The sequence below is a fragment of the Microbacterium sp. MPKO10 genome (assembly GCF_026107415.2).
Taxonomy (GTDB): domain Bacteria; phylum Actinomycetota; class Actinomycetes; order Actinomycetales; family Microbacteriaceae; genus Paramicrobacterium.
Window position 1 is genome coordinate 483,431 of record NZ_JAPCHX010000001.1, and the last position, 15,766, is coordinate 499,196.

General features: G+C 65.2%; 17 protein-coding genes. 8 read left to right on the top strand and 9 right to left on the bottom strand.

Features of this window, described 5'->3' with window-relative positions:
• Position 1: 1 nt before the first annotated feature.
• Positions 2-1,714: a formate--tetrahydrofolate ligase gene (locus tag OK352_RS02305; RefSeq protein WP_265139776.1), complete on the top strand. Its 1,713-nt coding sequence runs from the start codon at positions 2-4 to the stop codon at positions 1,712-1,714.
• On the opposite strand, the gene OK352_RS02310 is transcribed toward OK352_RS02305, so the two are convergent.
• Positions 1,715-2,491, bottom strand: coding sequence for an alpha/beta fold hydrolase (locus OK352_RS02310; protein WP_265139777.1), 777 nt, complete (start codon positions 2,489-2,491; stop codon positions 1,715-1,717).
• A 43-nt stretch (positions 2,492-2,534) separates the two neighbouring features.
• Between OK352_RS02310 and OK352_RS02315 the strand changes: the two genes are divergently transcribed.
• The gene (locus OK352_RS02315) at positions 2,535-3,011 is read left to right on the top strand and encodes a TetR/AcrR family transcriptional regulator (RefSeq protein ID WP_265139778.1); all 477 of its coding nucleotides are present in this window, start codon (positions 2,535-2,537) and stop codon (positions 3,009-3,011) included.
• Between the two features lie 29 nt (positions 3,012-3,040).
• On the opposite strand, the gene OK352_RS02320 is transcribed toward OK352_RS02315, so the two are convergent.
• The 3 genes from OK352_RS02320 to OK352_RS02330 form a co-directional block, all read right to left on the bottom strand.
• Positions 3,041-4,210, bottom strand: a complete 1,170-nt coding sequence (locus OK352_RS02320) for a DUF2207 domain-containing protein (protein ID WP_265139779.1) — start codon at positions 4,208-4,210, stop codon at positions 3,041-3,043.
• Positions 4,211-4,440: 230 nt separating this feature from the next.
• The gene (locus OK352_RS02325) at positions 4,441-4,977 is read right to left on the bottom strand and encodes a YbhB/YbcL family Raf kinase inhibitor-like protein (protein ID WP_265139780.1); all 537 of its coding nucleotides are present in this window, start codon (positions 4,975-4,977) and stop codon (positions 4,441-4,443) included.
• An 83-nt stretch (positions 4,978-5,060) separates the two neighbouring features.
• Positions 5,061-5,609 carry a TetR/AcrR family transcriptional regulator gene (locus OK352_RS02330; protein ID WP_265139781.1) on the bottom strand — a complete coding sequence of 183 codons (549 nt, stop codon included), beginning with the start codon at positions 5,607-5,609 and terminating at the stop codon, positions 5,061-5,063.
• Positions 5,610-5,679: 70 nt separating this feature from the next.
• Here OK352_RS02330 and OK352_RS02335 point away from each other — a divergent pair, with 70 nt between their 5' ends.
• Both OK352_RS02335 and OK352_RS02340 read left to right on the top strand, forming a co-directional pair.
• Entirely contained in the window at positions 5,680-6,138 is a 459-nt protein-coding gene (locus tag OK352_RS02335; RefSeq protein ID WP_265139782.1) for an anthrone oxygenase family protein, read from the top strand.
• Positions 6,139-6,336: 198 nt separating this feature from the next.
• Positions 6,337-7,242, top strand: a complete 906-nt coding sequence (locus OK352_RS02340; protein WP_265139783.1) for an oxygen-dependent tRNA uridine(34) hydroxylase TrhO — start codon at positions 6,337-6,339, stop codon at positions 7,240-7,242.
• Here the strand turns inward: OK352_RS02340 and OK352_RS02345 are convergent.
• Positions 7,230-7,475, bottom strand: a complete 246-nt coding sequence (locus OK352_RS02345; RefSeq protein WP_265139784.1) for a hypothetical protein — start codon at positions 7,473-7,475, stop codon at positions 7,230-7,232. The genes OK352_RS02340 and OK352_RS02345 overlap by 13 nt on opposite strands.
• A gap of 184 nt (positions 7,476-7,659) precedes the next feature.
• Between OK352_RS02345 and OK352_RS02350 the strand changes: the two genes are divergently transcribed.
• The 4 genes from OK352_RS02350 (at position 7,660) to OK352_RS02365 (ending at position 11,943) form a co-directional block, all read left to right on the top strand.
• On the top strand, positions 7,660-8,562 hold the full coding sequence (locus OK352_RS02350) for an ABC transporter ATP-binding protein (protein WP_265139785.1): 903 nt from the start codon (positions 7,660-7,662) through the stop codon (positions 8,560-8,562).
• Complete coding sequence (locus OK352_RS02355; RefSeq protein WP_265139786.1) at positions 8,559-9,380, top strand: ABC transporter permease; 822 nt, start codon at positions 8,559-8,561, stop codon at positions 9,378-9,380. Before OK352_RS02350 ends, OK352_RS02355 begins: the two co-directional genes overlap by 4 nt.
• An 86-nt stretch (positions 9,381-9,466) precedes the next feature.
• Positions 9,467-10,885, top strand: a complete 1,419-nt coding sequence (locus OK352_RS02360) for a coiled-coil domain-containing protein (protein ID WP_265139787.1) — start codon at positions 9,467-9,469, stop codon at positions 10,883-10,885.
• A gap of 53 nt (positions 10,886-10,938) precedes the next feature.
• Complete coding sequence (locus tag OK352_RS02365) at positions 10,939-11,943, top strand: MDR family oxidoreductase (protein WP_265139788.1); 1,005 nt, start codon at positions 10,939-10,941, stop codon at positions 11,941-11,943.
• 26 nt (positions 11,944-11,969) lie between these two features.
• Here OK352_RS02365 and OK352_RS02370 read toward each other — a convergent pair whose 3' ends face one another.
• The 4 genes from OK352_RS02370 to hemB form a co-directional block, all read right to left on the bottom strand.
• Positions 11,970-12,668: a hypothetical protein gene (locus OK352_RS02370; protein WP_265139789.1), complete on the bottom strand. Its 699-nt coding sequence runs from the start codon at positions 12,666-12,668 to the stop codon at positions 11,970-11,972.
• A gap of 81 nt (positions 12,669-12,749) precedes the next feature.
• Positions 12,750-13,463, bottom strand: a complete 714-nt coding sequence (locus OK352_RS02375) for a Type 1 glutamine amidotransferase-like domain-containing protein (RefSeq protein ID WP_265139790.1) — start codon at positions 13,461-13,463, stop codon at positions 12,750-12,752.
• Entirely contained in the window at positions 13,463-14,782 is a 1,320-nt protein-coding gene (gene hemL, locus OK352_RS02380) for a glutamate-1-semialdehyde 2,1-aminomutase (protein WP_265139791.1), read from the bottom strand. The genes OK352_RS02375 and hemL overlap by 1 nt, the downstream gene beginning before the upstream one ends.
• Positions 14,779-15,753, bottom strand: coding sequence for a porphobilinogen synthase (hemB, locus tag OK352_RS02385; RefSeq protein WP_265139792.1), 975 nt, complete (start codon positions 15,751-15,753; stop codon positions 14,779-14,781). The genes hemL and hemB overlap by 4 nt, the downstream gene beginning before the upstream one ends.
• Positions 15,754-15,766 lie beyond the last annotated feature (13 nt).

The window sequence follows — 15,766 nt, forward strand, 5'->3', positions numbered from 1 at the left end:
GATGACAGAGAGCAGCGCAACACCGGGAAACCTGCAGATCGCGCGAGACGCGGTACTGATGCCGATCGAGGATGTCGCCTCCGGGATGGGGGTGGGTGCTCATCTGCTTGAGCACTACGGCCGCGGCGTCGCAAAGATCGACCTCGCGGCAATCGATGAGTTGTCGAGCCGCCCAGCCGCGAAATACGTCGTCGTGAGCGCGATCACGCCGACACCGCTGGGTGAGGGGAAGACGACAACGACTGTCGGCCTGGGGCAGGGCCTCACCCGCATCGGACGACCCGCCACCATTTCGGTACGACAGGCATCGATGGGGCCCACACTGGGGATCAAAGGCGGAGCAGCGGGCGGCGGTTATAGCCAAGTGGTGCCGATGGAGCGGCTGAACGTTCACCTCACCGGGGACCTGCATGCGGTGACGGCCGCACACAACCAGCTCGCCGCGATGATCGACAACGAGCTGTTCCGCGGAAACTCACTCGACATCGATCCGGACGCAGTGACCTGGCGGCGCGTGGTCGACATCAACGACCGCGCCTTACGCGACGTTGTCACCGGTCTCGGAGCACGCACGAACGGACCACCCAGACAGACGGGGTTTGACATCACCGCTGCTTCGGAGCTGATGGCGACGCTAGCTATGGCCACCTCATTGCGCGATCTACGCGAGCGTCTCGGCAGGATCGTCATCGGCTACACGCGCGACTCCGGTGAACCGGTGACCGCAGAACAGATTCACGCCGCCGGAGCGATGACCGTGCTTCTGCGCGAGGCGCTGAAACCAAACCTGCTGCAGACGATCGAGAACACCCCGGCTCTTGTGCACACGGGCCCGTTCGGCAACATTGCCACAGGCAACTCCTCAGTCGTCGCTGATCTGATCGGGATCCGTACCGGAGACTACCTCGTCACCGAGGCGGGGTTCGGTGCGGACATGGGTGCCGAACGCTTCTTCAACATCAAGTGCCGTGTCTCTGGGCTCGTCCCTGACGTTGCGGTCGTCGTTGCCACAGTCCGGGCGCTGAAGCTGCATTCCGGACGGCACAGCGTCGTGGCCGGGCGGCCGCTGCCCCTCGAGATGCTGGCCGAGAATCCGGAGGATGTTCTCGCCGGAGCCGACAATCTGCGCAAGCAGATCTCCAACATCCGCCGGCACGGAGTCACGCCGGTCGTCGCAATAAACGCGTTCGGCGGCGACTACCCCTCCGAGCACGAAGCGATCAAACAGGTAGCGGCCGAGGCCGGCGTGCGGTGCGCCGTGTCAACGCACTTCTTCAATGGCGGTGCCGGCGCCGTCGAGCTCGCCGAAGCGGTCGCCGAGGCGGCCGAGGAGCCGAGTGAGTTTCGGTATCTCTACCCGGTCGACGCGGGATTGCGCGAGAAGATCGAAACCATCGCTACCCAGATCTACGGAGCCGATGGCGTCGAGTACACACCTGCAGCGTCTCGCTCACTGGACCAGTACGAGCGCAACGGATGGGGCGACCTGCCAATCTGCATGGCGAAGACACACCTGTCGCTGTCCGCCGATCCGACGTTGCGCGGGGCGCCCGGTGGCTGGACACTTCCAGTCCGTGAGGTACGTGCTTCGGTCGGCGCTGGCTTCATCTACCCGATCTGCGGGCAGATGCAGACGATGCCCGGGCTCGGATCAGACCCGGCGGCCGCCCATATCGACATCAACGACGACGGCGAGACCGTCGGCCTGTTCTAATCAGAGGTCCTTGATGGCGTCGCCTTCAACCCACCGGCGGAGCTCTGCCGTGAACTCGGCGGGCTGACACAGGTTCGACGGGTCGAAGGAGTTCGTGATCACACGAAACTTCGAGCCGGCGATGGCGTTGTGCACGCGACGCATCATGCCGACAGCCTGAGAAGCGTGGTCTCCAACAAGACACAGCGTCGGGCAGTCGACGGACCGAAGCGCGTCTTCGTAACGAATGGAATTGATGGCGCGGCGCTGCGTGACGAGATCATCGCGCCTGGCTGTGGTGACAGCATCCGCCATTGCCGTTCCGGCGTCGGGCCACCGCGTGTAACTCCGGCGAATGAGCGCGGCGAGCCACCGTCGCGGCACGCGGTACAGAAGAGGCTGGGTCTTCGCTCCCCACATCAGCAGCCGTTCAGAGAAGGAGCGCGGCCGAGTGTCGCACAGGCTGTCGCAGATGACAGCCGATCGAACGCGGTCACGGTGCCGAATGAGCAGTTCTTGGACGACAGCGCCACCGTATGAAACACCGATGACGTGCGCACTGTCGATGCCCCGATCGTCCAGAGTGGCCACGATGTCGGCTGCCTGTCGCGGGATGACATCGTCAACGGCGATCCCCTCGAGCGTGGGCGACTGCCCCGTCCCCCGTAGGTCAACGGTAAGACACCGAAAGCGGTCAAGAGCCGTATACTGCGGCTCGTACATTCTGTGGTCGCTTCCCAACCCCGGAATCAGCACCAGCGGAGGGCCGCTGTCGGAACCAGTCTCGTGCACGTGCATTGGGATCTCCCCTGATCGCCATCGGTAGTACTACGATCGTAGTATGAGTACACGTCACGTGGAAGTGCTCGACGCCGCGATCCGCGTCATAGCATCGTCAGGAATGCACGGATTGACCCATCGCACCGTGGACCGAGCGGCCGGAGTGCCTGAAGGGTCAACGAGCAATGTTTTTCGGACCCGGAGTTCGCTCGTTGCCGGCGTCGCCACGCACATCGCCAACCATCGGCTGGCTGCGGGCTCAGCCATGTCACCCGATGTCTCGCTTGCCTGGTTCGAGCTCCTCATCGAAGCCCGGCGCAACGCGGATGTCGCCACTGCGATCGCTTCGCTGCGCGCTCAGATGATCGACCGGCTCGGAACTGAACGATCAGATCAGCTTCCCCTCACCAACAATGAGCTGGCTGCCCTGCTCACGGGTCTAGAGTTCGCCGAGACAGTTACCGGTGAGCAGGTGATGACCCGAGTCTTCGAGCGTCTCGATCGAGACACCGAGAGTCCGAGCCAGCGAAACACCTGACGTCGCAGTGGCAGCATCCCGAATCAGGGTTATTGGCGGCCACCGCCGAAGAGCGAGGCGACCAGTCCGATGATTCGGAAGACCTGCACGATGATTGCCAGCGTCTGAAGAATCGCCATCGTCACCTTCAGAGTCGACCCGAGGGCACGGAGGTTCTGAATCGTGACGTCGGCATTGCCGAGGTATTCAAACTCCTTCTGCCATTCGCGCTCACACCGGAACAACACGGCGTAGGGCAGCATCCGCTCGATGAGCACATACCTGTCGAGGCCTGACTGCGCGACAGCATCCCCTGCTGTCGGCCGCTCGCGGAGCCCGAGCGCACGACCACCAGGTGTCAGCGCCCCGGCCGGAGTACGCAGCGCACCCTGCGGCGATTGCAGCATGCGCAGACGATCCTGCTCGGCGAGGCGCACGTAGTCGCGCAGACCGGAGAGATGCCGACGCAGCTCCTGACCACGCGGCGTGAAGAGCATCATCGGCGGAGGCGCGATCGTCAGCACGCCGAACACCCCAGCCGTGGTGAGGATGGCAACGCTCCCCCCGACCACGTCCCCGTTCATAAAAGCACCCAACGCGAAAATGCCACCCCCGACGATCAACGCGAGGATCAGCAGCGAAAGCACGTAGAGGTGGACGCTCATCGTGAACTTGCGCGCAAGGCCGTTCTGCTTCATCTGCCGGCGCACTGAGTCGAAGTAGTCAGACAGCGCACGACGCTGGTAGCCGCGAAAAGCGCCCTTTCCCGTGAGGAAGGAGATGTCTGGGGCTTCTTCGGGTGCGTTCACGTGGATACCGATGTTGGCCAGCGCGCGCACGTAGCGACGCCGCTTCCGCTTCGAGTTCATCGGCGGCCGCAGTGCCTGCAGGAAGAACCGTTCGTCTGGGCCGAACGATGCGCCCGGTCGCGCCTCGATTGCGACGGGGCCATGGCTTCCACGCGGGGCGAGCACGCGAACCTTCTTCTGCACGGCCAGCTGAACGATTGTGGCTGCGAGCACCGTTCGATCGGCCCGGAGAGCCAACCCGTGCTGCACGACGCTGCCGGGCGGCGGCACATAGTGGGCGACGAGCGACTTCGGCAGATGGCGCGCGAACGGGCGCGTGATCGCCACGACGAGCAGGGCGAACCCGACGATGAGGATGCCGAGAACGATCACACCGACGATATAGTTCGGTGTCAGGTGCTGGTCGGTCATTCCGGGCGTCGGCTCCCTGTCAGGTCACAGTTTCATGGTGCCGTCGTGAGTCGAGGCCCCGTGACCGATGCTACGGAGAATCGCGCAGCCCGACGATGGAGAGTCCTGCCCATCGGGACGCCACGTCTCGGCCCGTTACGCGGCGTCTCTTCTGACATCTGCGGACTTCCTGCAGCACCGCGGAATGACAGCCGGGCCGCACAGGACAGCAAACTTCGCTTCCGCGCCCGTTACTCGGCGCCCCCGAACTCACCGATGCCCTTGAGGATGCCGCGTGCGAGGGTGTGGAAGTGCAGGTTGAACCCGAGCACCGCTGGCGTCGACTGCGCGTCGATGTCGAGCGATGGCACATCGACGGCGTGCACGACGAAGTAATACCGGTGCACGCCGGTGCCCTCAGGCGGCGCAGCACCCGTGAACGAGGGCTCACGCAGTTCGTTGGGCAGCGTGACCGCACCCGCGGGCAGCATCCCGGAATCTGGCGCACCTGCTCCGGAAGGCAGTGATGTCACATCGGCGGGGATGTTGAAGACCGCCCAGTGCCAGAATCCCGAACCGGTCGGGGCATCCGGGTCGTACGCTGTGACGGCGAAGCTCTGAGTCTCGGGCGGAAACTCAGACCAGGTCAGGTGCGGCGACGTGTCGGACCCGCCAGCATCCGAGGCGTACTGAGGGGCCTTGAGCGGCAGGTCAGGGTCGAGATCATCGCTCTCGACGGTGAACTCCGGCACTGCGTCGAGCTGTGCATACGGATCGTAATCAAACATGAACTACTCCGTTCTGTCGGGCTCTTTCCAGCCTAACCACGAACCCAGAGAACGCCAGAGAACGCCAGAGAACGCCAGAGACCTCAGGCGAACACTCGTGCCAACTCGGCAATGCGCGCGTCACGCCGAGAGGTCGGCAGCCGTCCGTCCCGCTCAAGTGTGGCCAGACCGTGTAAAGCGCTCCAGAACAGCTCTGTGCGAACGTGGCTCTCGTCGCGATCATCGAGGAGCTCTGCTAATGCGTCGAACGAGGCGCGCAGTTCCTCTGGCGTCTCAACGCTGGCGAAGCGGGTATGCGACTGCAGATGGAACATGGCTTCGTAGAGGGCCGGATGCTCACTGGCGAACTCCACGTACGAGTGGGCAGCCGCCGCGAGCGCGCCCCTCGGCTGCTGGGCGAGCGCCTCGCGTAATCCGGCAAAACCGGCTCGCGATACGGCGGCGACAATCTCGCGACGCCCGTCGGAAAAGTGTTGGTAGAGAACGGGCTGGCTGTACCCGATCGCCGTTGCAAGACGCCGAACCGTGACCGCCTCCCAGCCTTCAGTCTCGGCAATCGATCGTGCCGTTTCGATAATCGCCTGAGCGCGCTGCGCGGCGCGGGGCCGGTGCGTTCCCGTCGTGGTCTTCACACATCGATGCTAGCAGTGCTAGGCTTCATCGAAAGGAATCTAGCACTGCTAGCTCCGGAGAGGGGTTCAGGTGTCTCACGTCGTCCTCGGTGTCAGCATCGTTCTGACCGGAACACTCGTCGGCGTCGAATTCTGCGTCGCCGTCTTCCTGGGCCCCGTCGTCGATCGGCTTCCGGGCAGCGGCGGACTCACTGCCCGTGCTGACAGCGCTCGCCTGCTCGGGGCAATCATGCCGTTCTGGTATGCGGCAACGCTCGCCACCGCCTGCTTCTCGTCCGCATTGCTGTGGGCGACAGCATCCGGGTCACTCGCGACAATGGCTGCTGTGCTTCTCGCTATCACGATCGTGCTTTCCGCGACCGTCCTCGTCCCGATCAACAATCGCGTCAAGCGTTGGTCGACGAGCGATCACCCCGATGACTGGCGCACCCATGTGCATCGGTGGGACAGATGGAACAATGTGCGCGTCGTGCTGGCATTCGCGGGTTTCGCGCTGCTCGTAGTCGCCGCACTCATACCTTCGGCGTAGTCAGGTTCATCCTCTGGCGTGATGTGCATCACCGCCGAACACGATGAACTGAGATCGTGAACGAAAACACGAAGGCATCCAAGCCCCTGGTAATCCTCGCGACACTGACGGGGGTGATTGCCCTCACGTGCGGTGCGGCAGCCGTGTGGCTCGTGACCGTGGGAATCTGATCTGATCCGATCCGGGTAAAATCGGGCGGTGGCCATTCCGAAGATCCTGCTCTATTACGTCTTCACTCCGCTCGCCGACCCCGATGCGATCCGGCTGTGGCAGCGCGACCTGTGTGCCTCGCTCAACCTGCGCGGTCGCATCCTGATCTCGAAAGACGGCATCAACGGCACGGTCGGCGGTGAGTTGGACAACGTCAAGCGCTACCTGCGCACGACTCGTGAATACGCGGCGTTCGCCGACATGGACGTCAAGTGGTCTCAGGGCACGGGGCTCGATGACGACGGGGCGAGCCTCGACTTTCCGAAGCTCAGCGTCAAGGTGCGCGACGAGATCGTCTCGTTCGGCGCGCCAGACGAGCTCGAAGTCGACGCGTCTGGCGTCATCGGTGGCGGCACGCACGTGACACCGGAACAGGTCAATGAACTCGTGGCCGCCCGCGGGGACGAAGTCGTGTTCTTCGACGGCCGCAATGCGTTCGAGGCGGCGATCGGACGATTCAAGAACGCTGTCGTCCCCAACGTCGACAACACCCGCGACTTCGTCGAGGTTCTCGATTCCGGCGCCTACGACCACCTCAAAGACAAGCCGATCGTCACGTACTGCACCGGCGGCATCCGCTGCGAAGTGCTCTCGAGCCTCATGCGCTCACGCGGCTTCGATGAGGTCTACCAAATCGACGGTGGCATCGTGCGCTACGGTGAGCAGTTCGGCGACGACGGCCTCTGGGAGGGCTCGCTGTACGTCTTCGACAAACGCATGTCGCTCGAATTCTCAGACCACGCCGCGGTCATCGGCGAATGCGCGGTATGCACCGCGAAGACCAGCCACATGCAGAACTGCGCCGACCCCTCATGCAGAACGCAGCTTGTCGTCTGCGACGTGCACGCAGCATCCGCCCCATTCTGCCTGGTGCACGACGATCACTCGTCGTAGTCGCTCGCGGTCGGCTCCTCGTCGTAATCGCCGCCTGATTCGTACTCGTTGGCGTCTTCAAGCTCAGTTTCCGCGTCGTCGCCGTAGCCCTGCACGGTGCCGCCTTCGTCGACGTCTTCGGGAGTCTGACTGAGATCCTCGCGGTTCTGCTCGATGACGTCGGCCTCGTTCGCCTCGAGATCCTCCAGCGACGGAGTGTTCTCGTAGTTCGGTATGAAGTCCGGATCGCTCATGTTCCGCTCCTCTCGTGTGATTCGACCGTACGGCGGCTCGGGCGTCACGGCAAGAGTTCACAGCCACGGGTCAGCAAGATCCCGGATGCTGTCAGCCGCGGCGTGCCGAAATCTCCGCCCTCCGACGGATGCGCCGGGCCCCAGCATCCGCCACACTGTAGTCAGGGTATCGAGAGGAGACACGGTGGGAGATCTCGGGCAGACGATCGAGTTCACGGGCCTCACGAAGAGTTTCGGCGGGTTCACTGCCGTCAACGATCTGTCGTTCAGCGTCCGCCCGGGACGCGTGACGGGATTCCTCGGGCCGAACGGAGCAGGGAAGACGACGAGCTTGCGAGCGCTGCTCGGGCTCGTGAATCCGACGAGCGGAACGGCGACCTTCGACGGCATCCGGTATCGCGACCTTGCATCACCGCTCACCACGGTCGGTGCCGCCCTTGAAGCCGCGAGCTTCCACCCCGGTCGCACGGCGAGACACCATCTTGAGATCTACGCCCGAGCAGCGAAGCTCCCGATCACGCGCGCCCGCGAGTCGCTCGCTCTCGTCGGCCTCGACGGTTTCGCCGACAAGCGCGTCGGCGGCTACTCCTTGGGGATGCGGCAGCGTCTCGGCCTCGCCTATGCGCTGCTCGGAGACCCCGGTGTTCTGGTGCTGGACGAACCGGTCAATGGCCTCGACCCGGAGGGCATCAAATGGATCCGTGAGCTGCTGCGGAGCCTCGCGGCCGAGGGCCGGACGGTTCTCATTTCGTCGCACCTGCTCAGCGAAGTGCAGCAGAGTGTCGACGACATTGTGATCATTTCCAAGGGCGAGATCGTGCATCAGGGCACCCTCGCCGACCTGGATACGGGCGACCAGCTGCGCGTGCACGTGGATTCTCCCGACCGCGCAGCGCTGGGCGCAGCTCTCGAAGCGTCCGGGTTCCAGATCGAGATGAGCCGCTCGGGCTTCATCGTTCACGATGTCGAGCCCGGAGCGGTCGGCCATGCGGCCTTCGTCGCGGGCGTCGAGCTCAGCGCCCTGCAACGGAAGACGTCTGGTCTTGAAGACAGATTCCTGTCCATCGTGGGGGGAGGTGCCTCATGAGCACGCTCATCGCCGCGACCCGTGCCGAATTCGCCAAGGTGTTCACAACGCGCATCTGGTGGATCCTCCTGATCATTCTCGGCGGCTACGTCGCCTTACTCTCCGGCGGCCTCGGCCTGCTCTTCGGCGCCACATCGCAGGGCATGCTCGGTGCGTCCGAGGGCGTCGAGGGAATGCCGACGACGGGGCTCGCCACCATGATCTACAGCACGGCGACAAGCATCGGCTACGTCTTTCCCCTGTTGCTCGGGGCACTTGCCACGACCGGGGAGTTCCGTCACCAGACTCTGACACCGTCCTTTCTCGCTACGCCCAAGCGCGGGATCGTCCTGTCGGCGAAGGCCATCGCCCTGTTCCTCATCGGCGCGGGCTTCGGCGTTGTCGCCATCGCGTGCTCGGTCGGCGCGGGGTCAGCGGCGCTCGCTGGTTTCGACATTGATACGGCGCTCGATTCTTCCGACACCTGGGCGCTGATCGGCCGGTCGGTTCTTGCAATGGCGATCTGGTCAATTCTCGGTGTCGGTCTGGGCTCGGTCATCCCAAACCAGGTGGCCACAATCGTTGTCGTACTCGCCTTCACGCAGTTCGTCGAGCCCATTCTGCGCTCAGTCGGTGCGCTCGCCGACTGGATCGGCACGGTCACCCAGTGGCTGCCCGGTGCGGCAAGCGACGCGCTCGTCGGCGCAAGTTTTTACGGGGCAATGGGGGCGTCCGGCGCGCAGCTCGATTGGTGGGCCGGCGGGCTCGTGCTGCTGGGGATCGCCCTCGTCGTAACGGTCCTGGGATGGTTGGCAACATGGAGCCGCGACGTCACCTGACGCACGGGGAAGAAACACCGGGCGGATGCTGTCAGCCCCACGAACATTCCCAGTCAGCGCATGTCCACCGACCGTAGGATTGGCGCATGGAAATCGTCGTCATTCTTGCAGTGCTGCTCATTGGCGGGGCCGTCACCTACGTCGTTCTCGGAGCACGCCGCAGAAAGCGCACGGCCGTTGCCCAATCCGAGTCCCTCGCACAGATCGATGCGCTCGAGACCGAGGCCGGGCAAGCGCTGGTCCGTGCGGATGAACGGCTGCGCCTCGCCTCAGACGAGCTGGGCTTCATCACAGCAGAGTTCGGCGATCAGGTCATCGAGCGATTCCGGGCAGCCCTGGCCGATGCACGCACGTCACTGGCCGAGGCGTTCCGGCTGAATCAGCTGCTGCACGATGAGAAGCCGGACACCCCGGACGAACGCCAGAGCATGTCTCAGGGAATCCTCGCCCGGTGCTCTGAGCTTGAGAAGACGCTCGGTGACCAGACGGAGTCCGTCGCAAAGCTGCGCGACTCGATGCGCGGACTTCCCGATGCTGTCGCGTCCGCTCGCCGAGCTATCACCCAGGCAACCGAGCGTATCGAACCGGCGCGCCGATCTCTCGATGGCGCATCCGAGCGATACGCCGAGTCAGCATTGCGCTCGGTAGCCCCCAACGTCGATCAGGCCGAACGCCTTCTCGAGTTCAGCGAGCGCAGTCTGCAGATCGCCGAGCAGAAGCACGCTGAACACCTCGCAATCCCGGCGAGCAAGGCGCTGACCGTCGCTCGCGAGAGCATCTCGCGTGCCGAGGGTCTGTTACGTGCGGTCAATGACTTCGAGATGGAGGCGCTCTCCGCCGAGTCGACGCTCGCCGCGGTACTTGAGGATTCCCGGAACGACATCATCGCCGCGCGTGAGATCTCCAACCCGCCGACCGACCTCCACCCGGCGGTTGAGCGTCTGCGGCAGGTGACGGATGCTGTCGCCGAGCAGAGGGGAAAGCGCGACCCCTTCGAAACGCTGTCGAGGCTGCGCGAAGCGAATTCCGCACTCGATGCAATCACGAGCCGTATCGCTGAGAAGCGCGAGAACGCCGAACGAATGCGAACTCAGCTGCCCACGGCCATCGACGACGCCGAGCGCCAGATCGCGGCCGCTACCAACATCATCGACGAATACCAGGCGCCCGTGGGTCCGGATGCCCGCACGCGACTAGCCGAGGCATGCCGCGTTCTCGATTCCGCCCGACTCGAGTCTGATGCGGTCACGGCAGTCCCGGCAGCGCGTCGCGCCGCCGACCTCGCCTCAGAGGCCGCCCGTCTGGCGCACAATGACATTCAGCAGGGTGGAATGTACGGTGTTCCGGGCGGCTACGGTCCGCCGGGCGGTGCCTACGGGCGTGGCGGGTACGGGCGTGGCGGGTACGGGCGCGGCGGCCTCGGCGGCAGCGGAATGCTGACGGGCATCCTGGGCGGCATGGTCGTCGGCGGACTGCTCGATGACATGGGCGACATCTTCGACTGAGGCTGCCGGTCCCCTTCCCTTGCGCGCCCCACACGCACGCGTAGGCTGGCCCCATGACGTTTCGTGGATGGCTCGTCGAGAAGACGACAGACGACGAGGGTGCGGCTCAGCAGTCGGCCCGGCTCGCGGATCTCGAGCCCGATGTCCTGACGACGGGCGACACGGAGGTCGAGACAGCCGCGTCGAGCATCAACTACAAGGATGCGCTCGCTCTCACCGGGAGCCCGGGCATCATCAAGAACTGGCCTCTCGTCGCGGGGATCGACGTCGTCGGCACGGTCCGGTCGTCAGATTCGGGTCGGTGGATGCCGGGGGACCACGTGCTTCTCAATGGTGCGGGTCTCGGCGAGTCGGTGAACGGCGGCCTCGCCGAGCACGCGCGTGTCGATGGCGCACATCTGGTGCGCGTCCCCTCGAAGTTCACCCCGACGCAGGCGGCGGCGATCGGCACCGCGGGTTTCACTGCGATGCTCGCCGTTTTGGCAATCGAGCGCCACGGCGTCAGGCCGGGTGATGGACCCGTTCTCGTCACGGGTGCCGCGGGCGGTGTCGGCTCCATCACGATAGCCACGCTCGCCCACCTCGGCTACGAAGTCGTGGCGTCGACGGGCCGCGCCGACACCGAAGGCGAGTACCTGACGAGCCTCGGCGCCGCCGAGATTATCGACCGGGCTGAGTTCAGTGAACCGGGCAAGCCTCTGCAGTCCCAGCGTTGGGCTGCGGTGGCGGACGCTGTCGGCAGCACGACTCTCGCCACCACGCTCTCGCAGACCCGCTACGGCGGTATCGTGACGGCGTGCGGGATGGCACAGGGTGCGGATCTGCCCGCGACCGTCGTGCCATTCATCCTGCGCGGCATCACCCTGGCGGGCATCAACTCAGTCGACGCACCGCTGTCGCTGCGCGAGGAAGCATGGTCACGGCTGGCGCAGACGCTCGACGTGGGCCTTCTCGACAGCATGACCGAGGTCTACGCCCTTGCTGATGCCCATGCGGTCGCTGAGCGCGTGCTGGCAGGAGAGGTCAGAGGGCGCAGCGTCATCGACGTGACCCAGTAACACGTGACGCCGCGGCTGCCGGGCGGTCACTCGCCTGGAGTGTCGTCCCCAGCGGTCTTCTGCTCTGGTCGCGACTCGCGCTTCGCCTGAGCGGTCTTCTTCTCTGCCGTCTTCTTCTGCGCTGTCTTCTTGGGCACAGCCTTTTTAGGGGCAGCCCTCTTTGGGGCGGGTGTGCTCTGCGTCGCAGCATCCGCTGACTCTGCAGGAGCCCCGGAGGTCCCGCCCGTCGATGCCGCCTTCTTGGCTGCCGGCTTCTTCGGTGCGGTCTTCTTAGGCGCCTTCTTCGCGCCCTTCGACGCGTCGTCCTTCTCGCTGAAGCTCGCCACCGCCTTCGTTCGCGGCTTGGCATGGTGCACACGCACCTTGTGCGGCTTACGCTCCTCGAGACGCAGCGCGGCGATAAGTTCGACACCCTTGCGCGTCGACACCAGAACGCGGCGGAACTCTTCGTCGATCAGATCGATGACGACCGCCGGGCGCGACCCCTTGAGAACGAGAAAGTCTTTGCCGCCGTGAAACTTCCACTGCCCGATCGCGAGTGTCAGCGGGACGGCGGTCCCCGGTGCCCGCACGCCGCGCACCCAGATCCACGGGTCGTCAGTGAGCGCCACAGACCGGATGCTGTCACGCGGGATCACCAGAGACTCCGAGCGACGCGCCAGCATCTTCTCTGCCGCGGTCAGCTTGATCTCAAGTCGATCGGTGTGCAGCAGGATTGAAGCCATACGTCTAGTCTGCCGGTTCCATTCCCGTAACGGGATGGTGAAACCTCACAAAGAGGTAACGCCCAGTTTGGTCTCAGGCGATCACGAGGCTCGGCCCGGAAGCCGCCGAACGTCAATGCGCTCCTCCACCGCACGCTCACCATCGCGATGAACCCGGAAGACAGGGCGGTCCGGCTGCTCACAGATGGCCTCGACGAACTGGCCGTCGTGCATCACAATCGCCGCATACTCGTCGACGGCGTAGCCGCCCTCGAGCTCCCCCGCTGCCACCCAGCGCTGGTACAGGTCGCGTCGCTCTGGCTCGCCCAGATAATGCGGGCAGGCGCTCCCGGAGAGAAATCCGAGTCCGTCGCGCAACGGGGCGAGCGGGCCGAACGAGTCCGTCGACGAGCTCTCGAACCAGCAGTTCATGCCCGCGCTGATTCCCGCAAGCACAACGCCGTTCCCGGCAGCTTCCGCGAGAATCTCGGGGAGCCCGTGCAGACGCCACACCGCAAGCAGGTTTGCCGTCGACCCTCCCCCGACATACACGAGATCCTGATCGAGAAGTATCCGCGGATCGGCATATCCCCACGGATCGTGGCAGAACAGCGACAGCACGCTCGTCTCGGCCCGGCCCGCAAACGCGTCTTCGAAGCGTCGACTGTAGCTCTCAGCATCCCCACTCGCCGTCGGGATGAAGCACACGCGCGGGCGCGATGCCCCGGTCAGGTCAAGCAGGACGTCATCGATCGGCGACGAGCCATCGTCTGACATTGAGAATCCGCCGCCGAGCGCGACGATCGTGCCCCTCATCAGTCAGGAACAGCGGATGCTGCCGCACGAGCGGCTGCGGGCAGGGCGTCGATGATGCGGCTCACCGCGCGCTCATCGTGCGCAGCGGTGACGAACCATGCCTCGAACACGCTCGGCGGAAGCGCAATGCCCGCGTCGAGCATCGCGTGGAAGAACGGCGGGTAACGCCAGGCGTCCTGCGCCTGCACATCGGCGTAGTCAACCGGGGCGGCGTCTGTGAACGCGAAACTGAAGAGGTTGCCCGCACGCTGCACCGAGTGCGCGACACCTTCCCGCGCAAGCGCCCTCGAGGTCTCGTCGGCGAGCACGTCGGCCGTGCGGTCGAGGTGAGCGTACACCTCGGGGGTCGCTCCCGTCAGCGTGGCGATGCCCGCGGCCATCGCCACGGGGTTCCCCGAGAGCGTCCCGGCCTGGTAGACGGGGCCCGTCGGTGCGAGCTGCTCCATGACATCGGCGCGGCCGCCGAGTGCGGCGACGGGCATCCCCCCGCCAATGACCTTTCCGAAGGTGAAAAGATCCGGTTGGTACGCCGGACCTTCGGCATTCGAGCGTTCCCAGTACCCGCCACGCGACACGCGGAACCCGGTCAGCACCTCGTCGAGGATGAGCAGTGACCCATTTGCGTGTGCAATGTCGGCGAGTGCGGCATTGAAACCGGGCTTCGGGGCGAGGACGCCCATGTTCGCCGCGGCCGCCTCGACGATGATTGCGGCGATGCGGTCCCCGTGTTCGGCGACGGCGGCCCGCACGGCGTCGATGTCGTTGTAGGGAAGGACGAGCGTCTGCGCGGCGATCGGCGCTGGAACCCCGGCAGAACCCGGCAGCGCCATGGTCGCAACGCCCGACCCCGCGGCAGCGAGCAGACCGTCTGAATGGCCGTGATAGTGACCGGCGAACTTGATCAGCAGGTCGCGCCCCGTGTATCCGCGGGCGAGCCGGATGGCGCTCATCGTCGCTTCGGTGCCCGTCGACACGAGCCGGAGGCTGTCGACGGGTGCGACACGCTGCTCCACGAGTTCGGCGAGCTCGGTTTCACTCGGAGTCGAGGCGCCGAACGAGAGGCCGAGTGCGGCAGCATCCTGCACCGCCTTCACGACAGTCGGCTCGGCGTGGCCGAGAATCGCCGGCCCCCAGGAGGCGACGAGATCGACGAACTCGGTGCCGTCGGCGTCGTACACGTACGGGCCCTCCGCGCGCACAAGGAAGCGCGGGGTGCCGCCGACCGAGCCGTACGCTCGCACGGGCGAGTTCACACCGCCAGGGATCGCCTGCTTCGCTCGGTCGAAGAGCTGCTCGTTCGTCTGCCGGTTCTGGGTCATCTGATCCACTCCGCAATCTCGGCCGCCCAATAGGTGAGCACGGTGTCGGCCCCGGCACGGCGAATGCCGAGCACGGATTCTAGGACGGCGGCCTTCTTGTCGATCCAGCCGCGCGCCGCTGCCGCCTCGATCATGGAGTACTCGCCGGAGATCTGATATGCCCACACGGGAATATCGCTGATCTCGGCGACATCGCTCAGCACGTCGAGGTAGCTCATTGCCGGCTTCACCATGACGATGTCGGCACCCTCGGCGATATCGAGGGCTGCCTCGCGCACGCCCTCGCGACGGTTTGCCGGGTCCTGCTGGTAGGTGCGACGGTCGCCCGTCAGCTGAGAGTCGACGGCTTCGCGGAACGGCCCGTAGAACGCTGACGAGTACTTCGCCGCGTACGCGAGCACTGCCGTGTCGATGTGCCCCGCAGCGTCGAGAGCATCGCGCACGACAGCGACCTGGCCGTCCATCATGCCGCTCAGACCCAGGATGCTGGAGCCGGCACCGGCCTGCGCGAGCGCCATCTCGGCGTAGCGTTCCAACGTCGCGTCGTTGTCGACGCGGCCCGCCGTGTCGAGAACGCCGCAGTGCCCATGGTCGGTGAACTCGTCAAGGCAGAGATCGGTCTGTACGACGAGCGCGTCTCCGACCTCGCGGGCGAGCAGCTCCGTCGCCCGGTTCAGGATGCCGTTCGGGTCCGTCGCCTGCGTTCCCGTTGCGTCGCGCACGGTCGGGATGCCGAAGAGCATGACGCCGCCGATGCCCGCCGATGCCGCTGCCTCTGCCGCACGCACGAGCGAGTCAAGGGAGTGCTGCGAGACACCCGGCATCGAGCTGATCGGCACGGGCTCGGTCGCGTCTTCACGCACGAACATCGGCAGCACGAGATCTGCCGGGTGCAGCCGCGTCTCGGCGACGAGCCGCCGCATCGCCGGTGTTGTGCGCAGTCGGCGGGGGCGGATGCTCGGACCAGTCATTGCTCTTCCCTCA